General features: G+C 52.1%; 21 protein-coding genes and 2 pseudogenes. 10 read left to right on the top strand and 13 right to left on the bottom strand.

All coding sequences use genetic code 11. The features are described 5' to 3' along the window. Positions 1 to 12: 12 nt before the first annotated feature. From D7I37_RS24825 to D7I37_RS24815, 3 genes are read right to left on the bottom strand one after another with little or no spacing between them, the layout of a single operon-like run. Positions 13 to 351, bottom strand: coding sequence for a TIGR03745 family integrating conjugative element membrane protein (locus tag D7I37_RS24825; RefSeq protein ID WP_371415267.1), 339 nt, complete (start codon positions 349 to 351; stop codon positions 13 to 15). A gap of 38 nt (positions 352 to 389) precedes the next feature. After that, positions 390 to 623 carry a TIGR03758 family integrating conjugative element protein gene (locus D7I37_RS24820; RefSeq protein WP_129544567.1) on the bottom strand — a complete coding sequence of 78 codons (234 nt, stop codon included), beginning with the start codon at positions 621 to 623 and terminating at the stop codon, positions 390 to 392. Next, positions 620 to 982 (bottom strand): RAQPRD family integrative conjugative element protein, encoded by a 363-nt coding sequence (locus D7I37_RS24815; RefSeq protein ID WP_129544566.1) that lies wholly within the window; start codon positions 980 to 982, stop codon positions 620 to 622. Before D7I37_RS24815 ends, D7I37_RS24820 begins: the two co-directional genes overlap by 4 nt. Positions 983 to 1,117: 135 nt before the next feature. On the opposite strand from D7I37_RS24815, the pseudogene D7I37_RS27755 reads away from it, so the two are divergent. The 3 genes and pseudogenes from D7I37_RS27755 to D7I37_RS24800 form a co-directional block, all read left to right on the top strand. Next, positions 1,118 to 1,270: pseudogene (locus tag D7I37_RS27755) on the top strand (IS110 family transposase); the annotation flags it as partial. A gap of 201 nt (positions 1,271 to 1,471) precedes the next feature. Beyond that, positions 1,472 to 2,470, top strand: a complete 999-nt coding sequence (locus D7I37_RS24805) for a DUF4238 domain-containing protein (protein ID WP_129544565.1) — start codon at positions 1,472 to 1,474, stop codon at positions 2,468 to 2,470. 35 nt (positions 2,471 to 2,505) lie between these two features. Continuing rightward, positions 2,506 to 3,513: a DUF4238 domain-containing protein gene (locus D7I37_RS24800; protein WP_129544564.1), complete on the top strand. Its 1,008-nt coding sequence runs from the start codon at positions 2,506 to 2,508 to the stop codon at positions 3,511 to 3,513. A gap of 208 nt (positions 3,514 to 3,721) precedes the next feature. Here D7I37_RS24800 and fhuE read toward each other — a convergent pair whose 3' ends face one another. Next, the gene (gene fhuE, locus D7I37_RS24795) at positions 3,722 to 5,941 is read right to left on the bottom strand and encodes a ferric-rhodotorulic acid/ferric-coprogen receptor FhuE (protein ID WP_129544563.1); all 2,220 of its coding nucleotides are present in this window, start codon (positions 5,939 to 5,941) and stop codon (positions 3,722 to 3,724) included. A gap of 368 nt (positions 5,942 to 6,309) precedes the next feature. Between fhuE and D7I37_RS24790 the strand changes: the two genes are divergently transcribed. The 5 genes from D7I37_RS24790 to D7I37_RS24770 are packed head-to-tail and all read left to right on the top strand — an operon-like array spanning position 6,310 to position 11,188. Continuing rightward, positions 6,310 to 7,815, top strand: a complete 1,506-nt coding sequence (locus tag D7I37_RS24790) for an SAVED domain-containing protein (protein WP_129544562.1) — start codon at positions 6,310 to 6,312, stop codon at positions 7,813 to 7,815. 5 nt (positions 7,816 to 7,820) lie between these two features. Continuing rightward, the gene (locus D7I37_RS24785; RefSeq protein ID WP_129544561.1) at positions 7,821 to 8,966 is read left to right on the top strand and encodes a hypothetical protein; all 1,146 of its coding nucleotides are present in this window, start codon (positions 7,821 to 7,823) and stop codon (positions 8,964 to 8,966) included. Then, the gene (locus D7I37_RS24780; RefSeq protein WP_129544560.1) at positions 8,963 to 9,418 is read left to right on the top strand and encodes a hypothetical protein; all 456 of its coding nucleotides are present in this window, start codon (positions 8,963 to 8,965) and stop codon (positions 9,416 to 9,418) included. Before D7I37_RS24785 ends, D7I37_RS24780 begins: the two co-directional genes overlap by 4 nt. Continuing rightward, positions 9,382 to 10,764 carry a ThiF family adenylyltransferase gene (locus D7I37_RS24775; RefSeq protein WP_129544559.1) on the top strand — a complete coding sequence of 461 codons (1,383 nt, stop codon included), beginning with the start codon at positions 9,382 to 9,384 and terminating at the stop codon, positions 10,762 to 10,764. Before D7I37_RS24780 ends, D7I37_RS24775 begins: the two co-directional genes overlap by 37 nt. Continuing rightward, a complete protein-coding gene (locus D7I37_RS24770) occupies positions 10,706 to 11,188 on the top strand; it encodes a Mov34/MPN/PAD-1 family protein (RefSeq protein WP_129544558.1) in 483 nt (160 codons plus the stop codon). The genes D7I37_RS24775 and D7I37_RS24770 overlap by 59 nt, the downstream gene beginning before the upstream one ends. 479 nt (positions 11,189 to 11,667) lie before the next feature. Here the strand turns inward: D7I37_RS24770 and D7I37_RS24765 are convergent, their stop codons facing one another. From D7I37_RS24765 to D7I37_RS24730, 8 genes and pseudogenes are all read right to left on the bottom strand, one after another. Further along, positions 11,668 to 12,417 (bottom strand): TIGR03747 family integrating conjugative element membrane protein, encoded by a 750-nt coding sequence (locus D7I37_RS24765; protein ID WP_129544557.1) that lies wholly within the window; start codon positions 12,415 to 12,417, stop codon positions 11,668 to 11,670. Continuing rightward, positions 12,414 to 14,569, bottom strand: a pseudogene (traD, locus tag D7I37_RS24760) (type IV conjugative transfer system coupling protein TraD). The gene D7I37_RS24765 and the pseudogene traD overlap by 4 nt, the downstream one beginning before the upstream one ends. Positions 14,570 to 14,584: 15 nt before the next feature. Next, a complete protein-coding gene (locus tag D7I37_RS24755; protein ID WP_129544556.1) occupies positions 14,585 to 15,112 on the bottom strand; it encodes an integrating conjugative element protein in 528 nt (175 codons plus the stop codon). Continuing rightward, positions 15,109 to 15,654, bottom strand: coding sequence for a lytic transglycosylase domain-containing protein (locus D7I37_RS24750; protein WP_371415241.1), 546 nt, complete (start codon positions 15,652 to 15,654; stop codon positions 15,109 to 15,111). The genes D7I37_RS24755 and D7I37_RS24750 overlap by 4 nt, the downstream gene beginning before the upstream one ends. A gap of 41 nt (positions 15,655 to 15,695) precedes the next feature. Then, positions 15,696 to 16,430, bottom strand: a complete 735-nt coding sequence (locus D7I37_RS24745; RefSeq protein ID WP_371415240.1) for a TIGR03759 family integrating conjugative element protein — start codon at positions 16,428 to 16,430, stop codon at positions 15,696 to 15,698. 3 nt (positions 16,431 to 16,433) lie between these two features. After that, on the bottom strand, positions 16,434 to 16,751 hold the full coding sequence (locus D7I37_RS24740) for a hypothetical protein (RefSeq protein ID WP_129544554.1): 318 nt from the start codon (positions 16,749 to 16,751) through the stop codon (positions 16,434 to 16,436). Positions 16,752 to 16,771: 20 nt separating this feature from the next. Next, the gene (locus D7I37_RS24735; RefSeq protein WP_129544553.1) at positions 16,772 to 17,086 is read right to left on the bottom strand and encodes a hypothetical protein; all 315 of its coding nucleotides are present in this window, start codon (positions 17,084 to 17,086) and stop codon (positions 16,772 to 16,774) included. Continuing rightward, positions 17,083 to 17,679 carry a PilL N-terminal domain-containing protein gene (locus tag D7I37_RS24730; RefSeq protein ID WP_129544552.1) on the bottom strand — a complete coding sequence of 199 codons (597 nt, stop codon included), beginning with the start codon at positions 17,677 to 17,679 and terminating at the stop codon, positions 17,083 to 17,085. Before D7I37_RS24730 ends, D7I37_RS24735 begins: the two co-directional genes overlap by 4 nt. Positions 17,680 to 17,836: 157 nt before the next feature. Here D7I37_RS24730 and D7I37_RS24725 point away from each other — a divergent pair, with 157 nt between their 5' ends. Continuing rightward, entirely contained in the window at positions 17,837 to 18,544 is a 708-nt protein-coding gene (locus tag D7I37_RS24725; RefSeq protein WP_129544551.1) for a hypothetical protein, read from the top strand. Next, the gene (locus tag D7I37_RS24720) at positions 18,535 to 19,011 is read left to right on the top strand and encodes a hypothetical protein (protein WP_129544550.1); all 477 of its coding nucleotides are present in this window, start codon (positions 18,535 to 18,537) and stop codon (positions 19,009 to 19,011) included. The genes D7I37_RS24725 and D7I37_RS24720 overlap by 10 nt, the downstream gene beginning before the upstream one ends. A gap of 166 nt (positions 19,012 to 19,177) precedes the next feature. On the opposite strand, the gene D7I37_RS24715 is transcribed toward D7I37_RS24720, so the two are convergent. After that, positions 19,178 to 19,573, bottom strand: a complete 396-nt coding sequence (locus D7I37_RS24715) for a VOC family protein (RefSeq protein WP_129544549.1) — start codon at positions 19,571 to 19,573, stop codon at positions 19,178 to 19,180. Between the last annotated feature and the right edge of the window lie 157 nt (positions 19,574 to 19,730).

The following is a 19,730-nucleotide window of genomic DNA, read 5'->3' as shown; positions in this document are numbered from 1 at the left end:
CATGATATCGCCTTACAGAACACCGGTGGCTTTGGTGAGCAGCCAGATACCGACGACCAGCAGCACGGCACCGACGGCCACGGTCAGACCGAACTGCCCCCAGGTTGCGCGCCCGGTATGGATTTCTGAATAACGGGTGTAGGCGTGATAACAGACGCCGATAAACATCGATGCCACCACCAGAAGGGCAACAAGCAGGACAATGTCGTAGCCGTAATTACGCAGCGTTTCCATAATGCCGCTGCCCGCCCCACGTGATGGGTCTTCCATCGTGGGCAGACCGGCTGCCATCGTAGTGACTGGCGCCACAGACAGTGCGACAAAACTGGATCGCGTAACCGCGTGCCGCATTTTCAGAATCAGAGTCATGTTCATAATCGTGCCTTTGTTCAGGACAAAAGGAAAAAACTCAGCACGAGGTACAGCGCGAGGATCCGCACCAGGACAGCCAGGAACTGTCGTTGCGTCAGGCGGTGCTCCGCCCAGCCGACCCAGGCGGTGCGCAGAGCCCAGACGGCCCAGAGCAACAGCACGGCGAACAGGGTACTGAGCACAACTGTTGACACATCAGCAGGACTAAAGCCCCCTGTGGCCCGGAATGCGGCGGCGGAAGAAGACGTCACGGTGGCGGCTCCTCGTCGCTGGCTCGGCCGCCGTCGTGCGAATAGCTGCCGATGAGTGGCACGGGATCGCGTGGTTGAGCACGCTGCGGAACGAGGTAATCCTGGACACCGGCGCGAACACGGTGGAGGTCCGCACGCAAGGCGCTGTAGTCCAGGTGGTAGCGGCGGCGCGTATCGGGAGAGAGCGTGGCCGCCTGGGATGCAAGGCGATCGGCCAGGTCGAGCTGGCGGGCGAGTGCAGCCAGTTGCTCCTGTTCACTGGCGCTGTCTGCGCTACGGGCAGCAGACAGACTGGAAAGCAAAATCAGTACGCCGACAATAATATTCCGCGTTGCGTCATGGAGACGGGTGGTGTGCATCGTGCTGACCTCGGATGATTTGAGAGCGAATGGCACGATGTTGAAGCGATGTAAGAATATTCTCCGCAAACAATCAGTAGCTCATTATCACCGTTTTTATTTTGCCAGGTTAAGAAGACATCCATCAGGACAGCGAGAAAAGGAAAATCTCATCAATCCTAGAGCCGGGCTCAGGCGTTCAAATGGAAAAGGATCATTTACCGTTGCTGGAAGACCAGAACCTGCTACCACGAGGAAAAAAACTTCCTGGCGGCAGAAGAACGAAATTCGCTCTTACTGAAGACATAAAAAGATTGTCTGATGTCTCAGGGGGTGAAGCGGACGTAAATACTGTTCCCTTACAGTTAGGACATGCTCCCGCCACACCAGCCGACTTTTAAAACTGGAACGTTTTTTTGGAATAACTGACATGTGCGGTAACATAACCGGACCGACGATTGCGGTCGGTGAGGATTCTGTGTCCCTACACCCTGACTCCAGTGAGGTAGCATGGCCAGTCCGCTTCCAATAACCACCAACGTTATCAGACAGCATACAGTTCCTTACTTTCTTCTGAAGCTGTTTACCGGCACCGGTAAGCGCAGACGATTCTGGGGGTTTGACAAGACGAGGGGCCGTGCATATCAGACTAACCCCAGAGACGCGACGGTTCGCAACACGTTTTATAACCTGGACGACCATCCCGAAAGGATGAGCCTGGAACCTCTCATGGCGATCTACGAAACTGACGCCGCCCCCGTTATTCACGATTTGCTGGCACACCGGGATATAAGGCGGCTGTCTGCAGACGATCGCTACAGGCTGGCCGTCTTCGTCGCCGTTCAGCGCGCCCGCACCTATGGTGAACAGCAGCGCATTCACGGTTTTGTTCAGACCCTAACCAATAAGATTGGAGCAATGGGCGCGTCGCCGGACCAGTCAGCGGAGATGCTGGACTTCTCACCACAAAGGGGTGCTCGCAATCTTTTCCTCGGGCAACTTGTGCAACAGGACTCCCACATCGATCATATTCTGGCGAAGGACTGGTATCTCTGCGAAAGCACGCCCGATCACCCGTTCTACATTTCGGACAGTCCGGTAGTGCTGCATAACGATAAAACGTTTGGTCCGTACGGCAATCTGGGGCTTGCGCTGCCGGGTATCCAGATTTACCTGCCGCTGTCGTCCACGGTGACACTCGCCATGTTCTGTCCTTCAACCAGAGAAGAGAAGATGCGTGAGAAAAGGGAAATCCAGATTCGTATGGCATATGCGCCTCACACGATCCCACACGGGTACAATCCATTTTTGCGTATCGCTGCCGCCGACGTGTTTATCAATCATGAGCTGATAAAAGTTGAAGCCGATCAGGTCATGCGGTTCAACAGTCTTCAGGTCAGATTTTCCGAGCAGTATATTTTCTGTGAAAAGAACGATTTTTTACTCGTTGAAAGAATGATTGCGGACGATCCTGGATTTAAGTCTGGTATGAGAATAACGTTTGGATAAGGTTGGCCTTCCTTAATTATATACCGGAGCGCATTATGGAGAATAAGGGATTACTTCACACTGATGTTATCAGGCAGCATACCGTACCGAGATTTCTGCTTCAGAATTTCGCCATCAATACGGAGAAAAGAAAACGGGGCGGTCAGATATTCGCGATCAATAAACAAACCCGGCGGGTTATGAAAATGAGCGTGAATGATGCCACGGTCCATAACCGGTTTTACAATCTTCACGACCTGCCCACGACTGTCAGCCTGGAATCCCTGCTGTGTCTCTATGAAGGCCGAGGTGCGTCGGTGATCCAGAGGCTTATATCCACGAAGAACATACAGGGGCTCTCAGAGGAAGAAAAAATCAATCTGGCCCGGTTCGTTACCGTGCAATGTCTCCGTTCACGGGGTGAGTATGAGAACCAGAAGCACATAGCACAGGAGCTTTATAATTCGCTCAAGTCAAGAGGCATAACCAGTGACGAAGTCGAATGCTATTTCAGCGAAGAGCGCTTTGAACAAAATACCAAGGGCAACTTTCTGGATCAGATAACTAACTGCGATTTTGAGATGGCAGTGCTTATGGGCAAGGAATGGCTGCTGTTTGAAACAACGGCGGATAAACCCTTTTATATTTCGGATAACCCCGTCACCCTGTATAACGAAACTGAGTTCAGTGACAGGAGTAATACGGGAATAGCCCTGAAAGGCATCCAGATATATCTTCCCTTGTCCGCAACTCTGATGCTGGCCATGGTTTGCCCTTCGCTGAATGACGTCCTGAGAGAAGGGCGAGAATTAATCTATAAATTTATTTTGAATAACGTGAGCAGCAGAGGCTTAAATATTTTTGAAAGGCTCGACTTCCTAAAGTGTTTACTGGACAAACGGCTGGTTAATATTGAAGAATGGCGGCGGACCCACCTGAATAATTTACAGGTCTGGCGAGCAGAGCAGTTCATATTCAGCCAGAAGGATGATTTTGAGCGTATCGGAGCGCTGCTTGACGAATGTCCGGAGCTGACTTGTGGCCCACGGTCCACTGTTTCATAACTCTTACAGAAAAAAGGATACAGATTACAATAATTGAAGAGAATATTATGATAGAACTACTCGCCCTCATCTGGCCAGGTAACCACGGCATAGGGAAATTATGAGCAAAACGCGGAAGTTGGTGTTCACCGTTCATGGCTCCAGCAGCGGACTTAAAGATGACTACTGAAGCCGTGTCGATTCGCTCCCTTGAAAGGCCATGAGATAATCAGAAACTATAATTAAGGCTGACTGAATAATTCCGGGGTTCGTTGAATGCTACACCGCCCGAAGGATTAGTGTTGTACTCGCGATCAAACAGATTTTTGATGTTTCCCTGAACCGAGAGGTTTTTGTTAACCTGATAGCGGGCAAACAGATTGGCCAGCGGATAACTTCCCTGATAAATACGCTCAGTAGCGCCTGAAGGGTTAGTCGCTTCTTTATAGGTACGGTTCTGCCAGTTCATCCCGCCGCCTATTGTCAGTTCAGGCAAGATTGGCAGATTGTAGCTGGTAAACAGTTTCAGGCTGGTCTGTGGCATGTAAGGGTTGGTGCGTTCGCCAGCCGCATCCCGGGCAACATAGCGCGTAGCACCAAACGTCACCTTCAGGTTGTCCGTGACCGCACCATTGATTTCGAAGTCAACACCTTTGCTTACCACACCCTTAGCCGCTTTATAGGCATTTTCGCTGCTGTTATTAACGTACGTGTCGCTTTGGATCTGCCCCAGGTTTTCCTGTTCAATGCGGAAGACAGACAGGCTTGCCGTGATCCGGCTGTTTTCCCAGTCCCCTTTGATGCCCGCCTCATAGTCCTTTCCGGTCACTGGTTTCAGGTAATTACCCTGCTGGTCGCGGTAGGTTTGCGGCTGGAAAATCGAGGTGTAGCTGGCAAAGGCTGAATAATTTTCGTTGATGTCGTAAACCAGCCCACCATACGGCGTCAGGTTGTTTTTCTCCATATCCGCTGACGTGCCGTGTGCACTGTACTGGGTATAACGCGCGCCAATAATCAGTGAGAGTGGATCGGCAAGCGAGAAGCGCGCTGCTGCATAACTGGCTTTCTGACGAATGGTATCTTCAGATGAAAGCGCCCAGGCTGGCCAGTCAGGCTCCGCAACATCACCGTTCCAGCTGTTCCAGTCCCCAATGTCTGCAGGGGAGAGCATGGAGGAAGAGTAGATATAACGGTTGCGCTGACGGCTGTAGTCAACCCCAGCAACTAACTGATGCTGACGGCCAAAGAGTTCAAGCGGCCCGCTTGCATAAGCATCAACAGCAGTCTGGGTACGCAAACCTTTATACCAGCCCGCAAAGCCATATCCACTGCTGTTCATAATGCCGGTGGCCTGGTCAGGATACCCTGACACATACAGCAGCTTACTGTCGAAATCAGACCGCGTATGCGTGCCGTTCACGCGCACCTGCCAGCCATTATCAAAGTTAGTCGTCAGATTAGCGAATACCTTGCGCGACAAAATATTGTAATGCGTCCAGTCTGCTGAAGGGTTGTCACCGCGACCGTACTGAATACGGCTGCCATTGCTGTACCATGTCGGCAGACCGCCCCAGGTGGCACCGTCTGTATCTCGTGCCTGATAGTCGTAACCCAGGTCCAGCGTGGTGTTGTCAGTGATATCCGCTGCAACGGTGGCATACAGGAATTTCTTTCTTTTATGATAACGGTCTACATAACTGTCCTGATCCTGATAGCCCGTCACGACACGCCCACGCAGCGTACCTGATTCATTCAGAGGACCTGATAAATCGGCGACATAACGCTGATTGTTCCAGCTTCCATAGCTGGCAGAGAGATTGCCTGTAAAGGTTTTGCTGTCCGCTTTCTTGCGGATCATATTGATTGCGGCACCCGGGTTACCCGTACCGGTCATTAATCCGGTTGAGCCGCGTACCACATCAATACGTTCATAAATGGCCGAATCACCATCCGTTTCGCCAAAGTTCCAGGCGCCGGTCTGCGTGGATGGGATGTCATCGTAGGTATAATTGTTGATATAAAAACCGCGGGAATAAAAGTCAACACGCTCTGAGTCATTCTGCGAAGCAGAGATGCCAGTGACATTCGCAAGCGCATCGCCCACATCCTGCAAATCCTGGTCTTTAATTCTTTGCTGTGTCATTACACTAACAGATTGTGGAATATCACGTTGAGTCAGGTTCATTTTGGTTCCGGTTCGCGTCGCCGGCACGGTATAAGATCCGGCAGAATCCGCTGCAGTTCCTGCGCTGCCATCCGCTGTAACAACCAGTGACTCTTCAGTGTCGGTTTTACCTTCTATGCTGGTATTATCAGCCGCTCCAGCTATGTTAACAATAAGAGCATGGCTGATGCAAAGTGTTAATAACGAGTAAGAAAACGTGTTTTTAAACCCTGACGTGTCGGCGGCGATGCATCGTTTCTTGCAGCTTTTTTCTCTGAAAGACATTTTAATACCTCATCATTAATATTGTGTATGCGCATGCTTTCCTGTTTTTAATCGTCTTTCTCAGTGGGATGTGCGAAAGAACTTATGGTAATGAGGTTCAGCAGCACAATGAATAGTAAATGCAAATGAGAATGATTTCTATTATTGTGTTTGTATGGCGTGGTTTTTCATTGAATGGATAAATCCTGAGCAGCTTTCGTTTCAACATTCAGAGGTCACTCACTGTTTTGACTTCTTCCCCTTTATTGATAAATCGTGGTAGATGGCTCATTAATTTCGTTAAGATTGTCAGCGTTTACTGTCTGCTTGAACAGTATCCAGTTACGTGATAGTTTCAAAATATTGCTGTTTATTTTGGGATGAATCTTATGGCTAATGCTGTGGTTGCAGGTTGGCAGGGACATGATTATCAGGCTCGTTTATTCTGGTATTACGCTTCGTTTCTAAAAGATAGAAGCCGCTCTGATGTCATAGAAGTTTCGTATGAAGCCGATGCTCCTAAAGCATTTGATGACGTGGTAGCAAAATATCATCCCCCAAGACCAGGATATGGTTCTGAACGTATCGCTGCAGACTACTTCCAAATCAAATATCATGTTGTTTCAGGTGGCCGATTCGGGTTTAAAGATATGGTTGATCCTGAGTTCATCAACGCGAAATCCACATCTTTGCTTCAGCGACTCAGAGATGCCAAGCAGGTTGCTCTTCCAAATTCTGCTTTTATTCTTGTCACTACCGACACTATCAGGGATAGCGATGAGCTGGGGAAGATCCACCAAAATACTGATGGATCTTTAGATCTGAATAAACTGGCCGTTGGCAAAACTGATAGAAGCGAGATGGGTAAAGTTCGAAAGTTGTGGCGTGAACATCTTGAACTTAGTAACGATGAAGAACTTTATGAGATTCTCCGAGGGTTTCGAATTGAGTCACCTTCCTTATCACTCGAACGCCTGCGTTATAATGTCAACTTGCAATTCAAATTTGTCGGAATGATACCCTGTGAATCCAATTCCGATTTTCGCTATGACGGACTCATCAGAGCGCTAAAGGGGCAGGGGAAATATCAGTTTAACCGTACCCAGTTTGAAGAGATGTGTGCAGCAGAACAGCTTTTGCAGTCATCAACTCCAGAAGAGTTTCGCGCTGTCGCACTCCGCTCATACAGAGATGGCCCATTTGAAACGCTGGACGCTTCTCCTGAATATACCCTTTCACTACTGAAATATTTTGAGGGAAGGTTTCCTGCTCCAGGCGCGGAATGGGTGGGCTCAATACAGCCTGTCGTAACTGAGTTTCTTGTCAAAATCAGACAAGCTGAAAGGGGTAAACGGATCCGGATCTTTCTTGATGCGCATACGTCTATTGCCATGCTTGCCGGTAAATGCCTCGGTACTAAGTGTAATGTGGCTGTTGAATTAGTACAGAAAGGAAAGATTGAAACGTCTGTGTGGAACGCCAATGACGGTGGTGAAATCAGCTCCACAATTGTCAATGTAGAAACCCTCGGCAGCGGTCAGGACGTTGCGATCGTACTCAGTATCACGAGAAATGCACTCCTGGATGCACGGGAGTACATTGAGACTAACCTGCCTCAAGTCGGCCGTATTTTACATTTTACTCCGGAAGCTGGGTATGGTTTTCAGTCAATAAAGAGCGGCGCACATGCATCCGATCTTGCAGAAGTCGTTGCACGTGCATTCGGTGAAGCTCGCGTTAAATTTAAAGCAAATGTGCATATTTTTAGTGCGGCGCCCAATGCGGTTAATTTCTATGTGGGGCAGCAAACAGACTACATGGGATCCTGCGTATTTTACGAATTCGATTTTAATCGTCAGCGAAATGGTTCATATCTTCCTTCATTCAGGGTTTAATCACGATGGAACTTAATCCACAGTTTAATGAGTTTTTAGCAAATATCAGACCCACGGAGACGCAGAAAGAAGATTGGAAAGGTGGAGCTAAAACGCTACGTGAAAGGCTGAATAATTATGAGCCTTTAAAGGATATCGTTGTGTCTACTTTTCTGCAGGGTAGCATCCGTCGTTCAACGGCCATCCGACCATTAAACGGTAAGCGCCCGGATGTTGATATTGTGGTGGTGACCAATCTTGACCATAACCAGATTGCGCCCAGGGCGGCCATGGATCTATTCGTGCCATTTCTCGAAAAGTATTACCCGGGAAAATGGGAGCCACAGGGGCGGTCTTTCGGGATTACGCTCTCTTATGTTGAACTGGACCTGGTGATAACTGCAATTCCTGCCTCAGGGGAAGAAAAAAACCGCCTTGAACAACTCTACCGGTCAGAGTCGGTTATGACAGTAAACTCACTGGAAGAGCAAAAAGACTGGCGGCTTAACAAAAGCTGGATGCCGAGTGCGAGTGGCTTGTTTCAGTCAAACTCTGCAAACGTTCAGGATGCACCTGTATCTGAATGGAAGGCGCATCCCTTAGTGCTCCCCGACAGGGATAATAATGAGTGGGGCAGAACGCATCCGCTCGCCCAGATCAGGTGGACCGCAGAGAAAAACCGCGAATGCAACGGCCACTACATAAACCTCGTCAGGGCAGTGAAGTGGTGGAGACAACAAAACATTGACAACCTACCTAAATACCCCAAAGGGTATCCTCTGGAGCATTTGATTGGTAACGCGCTGGATAATGGTACACCTTCTATGGGCAAAGGTCTGGTTCAGCTCATCGATACCTTTTTGTCCCGCTGGGCTTATGATTACAACAAAAGAAGTAAACCATCGCTTTCCGACCATGGTGTTGAAGAGCATGACGTCCTGGCGCGGTTATCAGCTGAGGACTTCTGTTTATTTTATGAAGGATTAGCGGATGCAGCAGTCATTGCACGCAACGCGCTGGCATCTCAGGATCCAAAAGAAAGTGCTGAGCTCTGGCGTCAGCTGTTTGGCACCAAGTTTCCATTACCCGGTCCACAGGGCGGGGATCGTAGTGGTGGGTTTACTGCCCCGACACAGCCAGCAGAACCTCAGAAAACCGGGCGCTTCGCTTGAGTACAGTAATTCAACAGGTACCTGATGAACTACAAGCAGTCTTCGCACTGATCAATGCAGACCCCCGCATGAAAACGGACAATGTGTGGGGGCTTTCTGGAGACAAAAGATGGTCGCTTAAATTCACAGCGCAACTTTCCGTGCCGCCATCCTGTTTCATGCCCGACTTCAGCGTCTGGCATCTTGTGCTGTGGCAGGAAGGTGCTCACATCCGGATAGAAATGTATCCCGATAAAACAGAAGGCATATCGGCTACGTTTCAACATCAGAGCTACAATTCCGCGGGGGAGTCCCCACAGGCCTGGGCAACGGGCAATCCGTGCCTTGAAAATCCCCCGCTGTGTTTGGCCGTCATCAATGGGGGAATGAGCCAGAGGAGTTTCTTGCCAGAGTCAGCTGGCGGCTCAGCAGGCTGTTGCTCTGGATCGATGCTGCCGCGCAGGGAAAACTGACGACCGTTGGTGACCCTATGGAATTGCCCGCCTTCCCCGGTCAGTCTCCGTTTTCAGCCATCGGTTTCAACGAGCAGCCTGATGAACTGCCGTACTGGGAATCCAGGACTGGTAAATGGGGCTATGTGAGTACTAGCCTGTTGCCAGGCGCGCGCGGAACCAGTTTTATACGTGAGTTTTTTGATAAAGATGAGCGGTTGCTTCGAACAACGAAATGGTCTCCGTTTATGCGCAAAAGGGCCAGAGTCACAAATACAGTCTGGTTTATGTTGCCCAAACTGCCAGTTATAGCGCCTTGGCAGGCACCGCGGACTTGGAAAGAGCTTAATCAGTGCTTCGAAAACTGCGGGTTATCACTCCCCGATCTCTTTGCTGATATTGGTCGGTCTGTCAGAGGCAGGCGTCACCGACGCATGCCCGGCTTACTTTTGCTGGGATGCCCTCTGGAGGAGCGCGCTGGGGAGGCACCAATGCGTATTCACTGGCTGGCGCTGCGCTTAACGGGTCTTAGTGACAGAATGACGACCCGTAATGGGTTCCGCCCCACAGAGCGCAACCGTAGAGCCTGGGATCGTGAACTGCCAATGTCGCAAGAAGCCATAAAATGGGTTCGGACGCAAAACTGGGCTTCCGATCAGCTAAGAAGTCGGGGCGAAGCAGGTAACTATATCAGAAGCAAAAAGGTGCTGATTATCGGTGCCGGTTCGCTTGGCAGCGCAATAGCTGAAAACCTTATGCGCATCGGTGTCGTATGGCTGGGTATCGTTGACGCGGATTTGATGCAGGCCGGAAACCTGAGCCGTCACGCCCTGAGCATGACAACCGTCGGCAATAATAAAGCTGCTGCGCTGGTTGAATATCTGAACCGCATTTTGCCTGACGCAAACGCGCGTTCATTTGACTTGGATTTTCCGCCGGAAAATGAGGTTGTAAAATGCTCTCTACGTAAATATGACGTCATCATTGATTGTACGGGGGAAGACGCCGTACTCAGGGCGATGGCGGCATTTGACTGGCAAAGTGAAAAAGTATTCATCAGTTTAGCCATGACATGGCGAGCGGAAGGTCTCTTCGCTTATGCTGCCAGTGAAACAATGTTTCCGGTCCTTGATGCTACCAGCCGTTTCAGAAATTCTGCTTCGCCTGAAATCGACCTGGGTGATGCCAGAATTGAAGGTATAGGTTGCTGGCATCCAGTTTTTCCGGCCCGAGCAGATGATGTTCAGCTATGGGCGGCAGTCAGTACAAAATTCATCTGCAGGGTGATAAGCGCACCAGGGAGAGTCTATGAATATTTTAAGCAAATGCCTGATGGCACTGTCGAGCGGCAGTCCCATGAAAATTAAAGATGTGACGTTTTCCCGCACGGGGGCGGATTATAGGGCCACACTCTGTTCATCATCACTACAGCAGATGATTGATGAATGCATCAGAGCAGGTGCGAATGAAACGGGGGGTATTTTAATAGGCTCATACAGTGAAGACGGCTCTACCGCCATAATTGTGGAAGCCACAGCCAGCCCTGCTGATTCGCTTGCCGGAAGATCGACATTCCAACGCGGCGTTAAAGGACTAAAGCATTTACTCGATGCCCGTTGGAAAACAGGGCTGTATTACGTTGGTGAGTGGCATTTCCACCCTGGCGGGTCTCCAGAGCCCAGTGGTGACGATCTAGTGTCCATGAGAAACATAGCCGCAAACCCAAACTACCAATGCCTGGAGCCTGTGATGATCATTCTGGGGGGAATCCAACTGGATCATACAGCCTGAGTGCCAGTGTGTTTCCTCGGGGAAAAGCGCCTATAAGATTCCATGAAGAATTGGCCTGATTTAGGGAAATATTATATCCTCGCCTTCTCCCATTCGGTCAACTTCCTCAAATATTCTTAATGCCCGCTCACAGCACTTAGCAGACTTTCACTTCTGATTAGGCTCAGAATCGCAAGGGGGGCAGATCAAGTATGAATCAAAACAACTAAAGGTAATGAAATGAGCACCTCACCCCGATGCTGTTTCGAGGATCGCAAACATCCCCTGCAGGGATGATCGAACCTGAAGGTGGTTACTTTCCAGAGGAGCTTCAGACAAAGCCATTACCAGCAATACCTGTCCTCTTAGGCTACTGTTGGTCGCATAACAGGTCACCTCCATTCTGACAGCGAATGTTTGACAATAACTGGCAAAGTTTTTAGTTTATCCAATATCAAATAACGCATTGTTTTAATATAAAATAAACACTCACATCGAACTCATATATACTTCTTAAAGCTGCCCACGGCGATATCCGTCGCAAGTCCCAACAGCACGGCCGCAGGCAACAACACCAGCAGGGGATGTACGCTGAAAGGGACCGCCAGATAGACCACCCAGGGCAATACGGCCAGAGGTAACAACGACGCTTTAGCACGGTGATAGACGAAGCCTGATTCCCTGCCAGCCCCAAAACGCCGGATATCCCGGCGGACCAGTCCGTCAACCACACCCACTATGGCCGCCAATAGAAATAGCGGCAAGCTCAGCACCAGTACCAGCAGACGCACCAGAAACACCAATACAACGTAGGCGCTGGCGATCAGGTAATCCTCCAGATAGACATAGGTATGACTCAGGTAGTAGCTGAAATCCTGGGCTGTGCTAAAACCCTTAGCCCGGGACCGGATTGATGCATCGCGCATCCATTCGAGCAGTCCGCTCTTTACGAATAGCCAGGTATAGGCTGTATCTACCAACTGACGTACGGTGTGCCCGGGTTCCTGCACCACCACACTCTGGATGAAATGACCTGAGAACTGGTCCAGCTCGAAGTTCAGCATTCCTTGTGCATGTCGCCAGCCCTGTTCCGGCCAGAAAAAATGCATTCCCACACACTCGATCACGACGCACAGAAACAGCGATCCCAGCAGAACGCTGACGAAACGAAACGGCAGCGTCACCATGCTGGCAATCAGTCCTTGCTGGCGTACCTGTTGCTGTTGTGCGGCGACGGCAGGATCTTTCACTGGCTTGTGTCCTCCTCTGCAATATGCGGGAAGTCTTCAAGCAGTTCCGCTGGAAGATCAGCTTCTTGAAGCTCTGGGTCACCACTGTCATTCCACCAATCACCTGCTTCTGTATAGCGCTGGCGCATGTAGCCTGCCAGTTCCTGTAAGTCTTGCGGCATCATCTCATCCGGATCGGTCGCTGGAAGCGGCATACGTACCTTCCAGAGATTGCCTCCTTCGAGCAGGGCGAAGCACTGGCCTTTAGGTAAGCTGACGATATGCGCGGGCTCAATGAGTGGAACACTGGTGGTGCTTATCCGGTCCTGGGTGTTGGAGGTGAAATCAGTATTGCCGTGAGGATCGGAGCTATCCGTCGCGCCGCTCATGAGGGACGTCGCGTAGACCTCGACCTTGGGAAGCTGTTTCGTAAGCAGTTCGGCTGTTGCAGTTTCGCGAACACGCAGCATGAACAGATTGTTGAAGTTCCCCACCACCTGACCGGCTTTGGCACGATTACCGATACGTGCTTCGATGTCGCTCAGTGTCTGTGTGTAGGCGGTGATTTGCAGTCCGGCCCCCCGCCTTTATTAATCATCGGAATGAATTCATCCCCCATAAGTTCGTTGAATTCGTCCGCATGGACGTTGATAGCCACCTTCATATCATTGGACGATCCCGGGAGGCCGTCATCGATGCCGAATTTGTAGATGTGGCCGGCGACCGACACCAGATCGCTGAACATTGAGTTGCCGACTGCAGCAGCAACCTCGGCATCGGATAATGCGTCAAGGCCCACATAGACGACGGCGCGTTTTCGGATGATCTGCATCCAGTCGAAGATCGGCCGTGGGTCGTCCAGGTCAGCGTAGTTCGGCGCCAGCAATTGAGCGGTCTTGCCTGTAGTGAGTTTTTCCAACAACGGCAGCAGCGAAGCGACAATCTTGTCGAAATAGGTGCGGTCGTAGCGCACGGCACTTCTCAGCCCGTCGAGTACCGGGTCATACAAACGCGCCTGTGATAAATACTGCTCAATTGCTACCACGCGCTTCTCGCGACCAATCATGTGACGGGGGATGTTCTTGTCGTTCAAACGCCCTTCGAGCTGGACGATGACTTCCCAGGCTTTGGCTTCATGGGTAGCAAAGTAGTGCTGTGCGTACTCGATGAACAGTGCATCAATGTTGACCACGTGCCGCTGGATCAACAGGTAGTCGGGACGTTGTCCCAGCTCGACCAGGGCGCGGGCTATGATGTTGACGAAGCGCCAGGCAAACTCGCGGAACGCGGCGCTGTTACCTTCACCGGAAAGCTGGCCGGCGATGCGCGTGGCCACCTCGGAGATGCGTCCGAAACGGCCAACGGCATTGTAGCGGGCAGAGATATCTGGCCACCCCAGGTGAAAAACGTAGAACTCGCTTTCACGTCCGGCGCGTTTAGCCTCGACGTACACGCGTTTGAGCAGGTCGGCATCGCCCTTCGGGTCGAAGATGATGACCACCTCATGCTCGCCAGCGGCATTTATGCGGCGGATATCCTGGGTGATGAACAGTTCCGCAAGACGCGTCTTGCCTACGCGGGTCGTGCCCAGAACCAGGCTGTGGCCCACACGCTCATCCAATGGCAGAGTGACATCATCTTCGTCGGGTTCAATACCGTGAAGGCGGGGCATCCCCCCGACCGGCGGCAGGGGGCGCACAGGGTTGAGCGGGCTATCCCAGGTTGTAAGTCGCGCAAGCCCGGCAAGCGGGAAAGACGCGAATTCCAGTTGCTCTTCCAGACGCCGGGCACGTCGATAGGCCCGGGTCGGTTCGACATAGCGACGAAATTCCGGCCGGTATGTCTGCATCAGGCGATGGGTATGGCGTTGATCCCACTTGAACCCGCGGCCGATGAACAGCCGCTTCTGGCTCACCGGAATTTCGCCACTGGTCATCACATAGCGGGGCAGGCGACGAATGTTGCGTTGATAGCGAAGGATCGTCATCGCGTCGCGCAAACGGATCGCACCAAGGGCGAGGAATCCCAGTGCCGATCCGGCTCCAAGCAACGGGCTTAGCGCGAGCGACCACGGTGCCACCACGCACAGCGTCGCGGCTGCGGCACAGACCGCAACTGTATATAACTCCACCGCTGGACGCAGGAGGACTTCAACTGCATGCGACAAGGCCATGGCGAGCGCTTCACGTCAGGGTTCGATGCCGGCTGCGGTGATGAGCACCGGGTAATGATGTAGCCTCAGCCGCTGCGCCAGATCGTCTGCCGTGGACGGGGAAAGAGTGAGTCCGGAGGCGATGCGACGCAACGCCGCCAGTTCATCTGCATTGGTAACGTTGACGACCAGGCCAACGGCGTTCAGTTCTCTCAACCTGTTCCGGTTCTGTGCTAACCAACTACGCGAACGTGTGTCTTCACCGATAAGAAAAAGCGGGAGCATGCCAGGTGCATGGATAATTTGGCTGGGCTCATCACCGGGGGTCAGTAATGTTGAGCGTACTGGTAGCATGGCCGCTTCAGCTTCACTGTGCGTAATCATATGAGTAGGCGAAGTTATGGGTGATGCCCCGTCATGCTTTTGCGGGGTGAGTGCCTGATACCAGTGGAGTGCTGAAACGCCACCAAGGTCCTCCACAATGATCAGGGATGAAGACGCGGACTGTGCGATGGCAGTCGCAGACGAGAGTGACCAGAAAATGATGAATAGTAAATTCTTCATGGAGCGGAACTCCTGTTTGAGGACAGCGACAGGTCGGGGTCGAAAAGCCGCACCAGATGCTGGCTGACACTATGGCGATAACGCGCTGCTGGCGCGCCACCTGCAGGACGGTGGTAGCGGCCGATTGTCAGGAGCCAGTCCTGGCCTGCCCGGTGTTGTTCGTGAAGGATCTGCCCGGCGATCGCCAGATTCCGGTAAGGATCCAGTACTTCACAGTGGGCCTTGTAGCGGTGTGCGTGATAACCCAGATTGATCTGGGCGAGTCCGACATCAATGCGAGTGACTTTGACGCGGGACAGGGCACGCCGGATACCGGCACAAGCCTCCTGCCGTGTGGCGTAACGTTCGGCACGTCCGGCGACGTTAAGCGTCCATGGCCAGGGCACGATCCGGCCATTCAATTGTGTGCCGCTTTCCTGCAGAGCAACGGCGTACAGGACTGGAGACGGTACCCCGGCTTGTTGTGCCGCTAGCTGGTATGCAGGCGGCGGTATTTCGCTGGCCTGAGGCGAGTGTGAAGCAAGCGAAATTACTAGCATCATTCCTGACGTCAGTTTACGGAGCCATCCCCTTTCACGGGCTGCTACTGACGCTGCCATTGCCCATTTTCCTCACGAACCACCGCCGGGAGTTCACCCGCCAGGCCAAGCGATAGCCAGCGACCGCTGTCGTGGTTGAGCGTGATCGTGCGCAAACGGACCATCGCTGGATCAATGCCTGCCTGCGTTGCCCACTGACGGATGCGGGCATCATCCTGACGGCTGCCAACCATGTAGAGGTCGAAGGGTATTCCGGACGCCTGCAGATGCTGTACGCGCTGCACGCAGGCGATGCAGTCCGACTTAACGAAAATGGCCAGTCGCCCTGATCCTGTGTTGCTGGCAACAGGCGTCAGGGCTCCGGGCAACAATACTCGCTGAACACCAGGATCCAGCCGCTGCCAGGCCTCGTCATAGGCGCGCTGATACGCGAGGGTTTTCTCGACACGGTGGGCTTCAGCCTGGACCTGCAATTCCGCGAAGTGGCGGCGCTCATCATCCGAACGCGCTTCGATGCCCAGGGCCGTCAGTGGATCGAGGTTGGGCGAGTAGATGCCAAGAGGGCCTTGCATCAGTTCCCGATATCGGCCCCATTCTTCGGCTTTCAGTCCCCAGTTCCGCGCCAGTTCTTCATCGGTGGTTGCAATCTCAACACTGTCGCGTTGCTGACTGGCAGCCGTGCGGGATGATGCCGACGGCAGGAGTGGTGCGGCGACGGCGGTGTCGAACAACATCATGACTGCAAGTAATGTGGCAAGGCTTTGGTGATGTTTTGCCATATTTTACTCCCGCGGCAGCTGCACCCGCTGCGTTTGCCCATTGACACGGAACACGGCGGTATCGGCATCGAGGGATTCTAACCGCCAGCGCCCGACGGTTTCGCCAGGCCGAAGCAGGCGAAGGTCGTCAGAATCTGCTCCAGCCCGGGGAAAGAGCGAAAGGAAGCGTTCACCGCCGCGCAGTTCTACGCCAAGGATGCGGAATGAGCGCATTGGTACGCGACGGTTGGGAGAGGAACTTGTGCGGGTGACGGGGGAGACGGGGACGGGTTTCGCCAGTGCATTGATACGCTCCTGAACCTGTTCGAAGCGATTGTTCATTGCTTCGAGTTCATCTGCCTTCACGGTGTCGGCAAGTGTTTGCTCAATACCCGTGATTTTCTTCTGGAGAGACTGGCGTACTGCAATGAATTCCGACTGGGGGCGGGGGTCGGCCGTGCTTCGAACAGCCTGAAATGATTCTCCACTTCCTCAACTCGTTCGGCCAGCGCCTGCAGGCGGGCATCCAGGGCGGCGTTCTGGCGCAGGGAGTCCAGACGCGAAAGACCAACAGTGTTAATGACTGCCAGAATGCTGACGGCAAGCAGCCAGATCGCTGCGGCAATTTTGAGCAAGTTGGCATGGCGGGCATATCCGGCCTCAGTCGAAATATTCATTGATGCGACTCCTTGTGCACAGACCGTACTGCCGATTCGGTGGTAGTGGCTGGTTTGGGGGGGAAGGGATGAGCAGTTGTTGACGTGTCGAGGCGGAGAAGGGGAGATTGGTCGTGCCGGTTAAAGCACACGCGCCGGTTCACATCGTCAACAGACAGCTCCCAGGCAGGTCCTGCTAGAGTCAGCAGCGCATCGCGCAGTACCAACGGACCCAGGTGCTGGTGTGCTGCAGGCAGAGGCAACGCAAAAAGGGAGGCGGTACCCGGAGCCTGACAAAGTCGGTAACCGGTATGCATCAGAAGATGCTGCAAAGCACTTCCCACAGTTGCATTGGGCCGTGGAGGGATGGTCACTTCGACGACCTGGGCCAGTAGGTCGCGCTGAGCGGCGAGGGGCACCAGTTCCACCAGGGTGTAGCGCCCGTAGCGCACTACCGGGATCAGCTTTGGTTCCGTCGATTCAGTGGTGTGCGGAATCGACGCTGCGGCAGACGGAGTAACCGGCGCTGGAATTGTTGAGCAACCGGTTAGAGCGGCGATTACGGCAGGCAGAATGTAACCGACAGAGCGCTGTAGCGAAAATATGGCTGACATGGTTCAGCTTCCTGATGCAGATGCAATAAGCTGATACCTTCGCAGTTGCCAGGGGCTCGTTCAGCAAAGAATGTGTAGCACATGCAGGCCGTATTGTTGTGACTTGCAAGAAGCTGTGCTGGAATCTTGTTACATTGTAATTGGTTCCGGAAATGACATGAAAACAGAGGACAGGAAGACAGACGGACTGGTTCAACTTATCCCCGAGGGCGATCTGAGGCAACAAGTTGGCGAGGTATTGAAGTGGATCCATGACCGGGCATGGCCGCTGACCGGATGCTTACTTTTCGTGGCGGTAATGTATCTTTTCAGCTTTATCCACGAGGAAAATATCCCAGTCAGTATCACGTCGCCGGCACTGGTTGCCTCTGTACCCTGGCTTATGGGGTTTGTGATCCTGTTCATCGCCTTGATTGCCGGATTGCTACTGGTTCCAACGATGACACTCTTCGTTCCAGCAAAACGGGGGGAGGCATCGCGGATGATTGATGTCTGGATGCAGGAACATAGTGAAAATGCTAACGGACCACTTCGCGTAAGATGGCGCATGTTCCGGGCATGGATGCTGATGCTGTCTTGGTTCGCGTTTATCTTCATTATAATGGCATGTATCGTGCCATCTGACTGGTTTGATGTTCATCCTTTCTGGATGCTGGTATTCGCCTTACTTGGCGTTGGCGTTTCGGTCGCCATCTTGCGAATTCTGACGCTTCCAGGTTCGGATGAAGGCATGACAGAACGGCTTGCTGCAGGGATCTGGCGGGAAGTCCCCCCGAATTCTGGGTGGTCGCTGTCATTGGCGGCTTCGCACAATTTGTTGCTATGGGATCCCTCTCCAGTTCGCTATCAAAATGGATGGAAATAACCCAAGATGAGCCGGTCAAATTCACATTTTTGATGCTTGGGATAGCTGTCATGCTTGGGCTGATTCAAATTGCTGGAGCGAGAATTGTCTTATCATTGAGTGGCCCAAAAGTATCGTTAAAACAAGCGCTGATGAGTATTGGTATTCTTATCGCACTCCTGGGGCTATATTCGCCCACAGGATCAGCCTTAACGGGCATGGTTTTTGAAACGAGCGCATCAGGAGGCCGGCGGTGCGCTGTCCTGACCTGGACAGACGAAGTGCCAGCCGGACTTGGTGATCTTGTAAGTACGGTTCAGGGGCGATTGAGCCAACCGGTACGGCTGTTTATTGAACTGGACGGGTATTATCGTGTTCGTTTGCAGGGGCAGGCAAATAAGCGGGTATATTTAGTTCCCGTTGCTAAGATCGCTGCTATCGATGAATGCGAGGCGAACAGAGTTCAGGCAAAGTCAAAAAAATTATAATGGTTTCTATCACCGCCCCGACACAAGGATTTCTTGAATCATTTTAAGATTCGTTGCTGAACCTAACCTATCCACAGAAGGCTCAAGAGCTGCTATGAGCGAGGCGCGGAAGTGAAAGCGGTTACCGGCAAAATATTGACAAAGTAGCCGAAAGACAGTTTTAGCCTTACTTGTTCTGATAAAGATCCCAGCGGTTGCCATAAAGGTCCTCAAATACGACAACTGTACCGTATACCTCATCACGAGGTTCCTCAGAAAACTCTACGTCCTTTGATTTCATGGCGTTGTAGTCGCGCCAGAAATCATCTGTCTGGAGAAAAAGAAATACCCTACCGCCGCATTGGTTGCCGATGAAACCTTCCTGCCTCTCATTTGAAGCTCGTGCCAGAAGAAGATTGCAATCGCTTTCTGGGTTCGGGGAAACGACTACCCAGCGTTTTCCTGGCTGTGGAATATCCTCAACAAGGGTAAAACCCAGCTTTTCCGTGTAATACTCAATTGCTCGGTCATAGTCATCAACCACTATGGCTACATATCCCATACATCGTTTCTGCGTTCGCATTTCTGCTCCTATTAAAGCTTCAGGCATAACTGGCCAGAAACTTCTTTTTAACACAAGCAGTCCTGATTTGTCGTCTGGATTTTCCCCCAGGCACAGACGTCCGCTTTGGCACAGAGCTACCTGCCAGATTCGCTATATGCGAAGAAACTGCTGCTAA

This window comes from Serratia sp. 1D1416, assembly GCF_003641105.1.
Taxonomy (GTDB): domain Bacteria; phylum Pseudomonadota; class Gammaproteobacteria; order Enterobacterales; family Enterobacteriaceae; genus Serratia; species Serratia ficaria.
This window is presented reverse-complemented; position numbering and strand designations above follow the sequence as displayed.

Coding starts and splice junctions, on each gene's coding strand:
- D7I37_RS24825 (WP_371415267.1), bottom strand. CDS start 351: ATGCGGCACGCGGTTACGCGATCCAGTTTTGTCGCACTGTCTGTGGCG.
- D7I37_RS24815 (WP_129544566.1), bottom strand. CDS start 982: ATGCACACCACCCGTCTCCATGACGCAACGCGGAATATTATTGTCGGC.
- D7I37_RS24805 (WP_129544565.1), top strand. CDS start 1,472: ATGGCCAGTCCGCTTCCAATAACCACCAACGTTATCAGACAGCATACA.
- D7I37_RS24800 (WP_129544564.1), top strand. CDS start 2,506: ATGGAGAATAAGGGATTACTTCACACTGATGTTATCAGGCAGCATACC.
- fhuE (WP_129544563.1), bottom strand. CDS start 5,941: ATGTCTTTCAGAGAAAAAAGCTGCAAGAAACGATGCATCGCCGCCGAC.
- D7I37_RS24790 (WP_129544562.1), top strand. CDS start 6,310: ATGGCTAATGCTGTGGTTGCAGGTTGGCAGGGACATGATTATCAGGCT.
- D7I37_RS24785 (WP_129544561.1), top strand. CDS start 7,821: ATGGAACTTAATCCACAGTTTAATGAGTTTTTAGCAAATATCAGACCC.
- D7I37_RS24770 (WP_129544558.1), top strand. CDS start 10,706: ATGAATATTTTAAGCAAATGCCTGATGGCACTGTCGAGCGGCAGTCCC.
- D7I37_RS24755 (WP_129544556.1), bottom strand. CDS start 15,112: ATGAAGAATTTACTATTCATCATTTTCTGGTCACTCTCGTCTGCGACT.
- D7I37_RS24750 (WP_371415241.1), bottom strand. CDS start 15,654: ATGATGCTAGTAATTTCGCTTGCTTCACACTCGCCTCAGGCCAGCGAA.
- D7I37_RS24745 (WP_371415240.1), bottom strand. CDS start 16,430: ATGGCAAAACATCACCAAAGCCTTGCCACATTACTTGCAGTCATGATG.
- D7I37_RS24740 (WP_129544554.1), bottom strand. CDS start 16,751: ATGAACAATCGCTTCGAACAGGTTCAGGAGCGTATCAATGCACTGGCG.
- D7I37_RS24735 (WP_129544553.1), bottom strand. CDS start 17,086: ATGAATATTTCGACTGAGGCCGGATATGCCCGCCATGCCAACTTGCTC.
- D7I37_RS24730 (WP_129544552.1), bottom strand. CDS start 17,679: ATGTCAGCCATATTTTCGCTACAGCGCTCTGTCGGTTACATTCTGCCT.
- D7I37_RS24725 (WP_129544551.1), top strand. CDS start 17,837: ATGAAAACAGAGGACAGGAAGACAGACGGACTGGTTCAACTTATCCCC.
- D7I37_RS24720 (WP_129544550.1), top strand. CDS start 18,535: ATGGAAATAACCCAAGATGAGCCGGTCAAATTCACATTTTTGATGCTT.
- D7I37_RS24715 (WP_129544549.1), bottom strand. CDS start 19,573: ATGCGAACGCAGAAACGATGTATGGGATATGTAGCCATAGTGGTTGAT.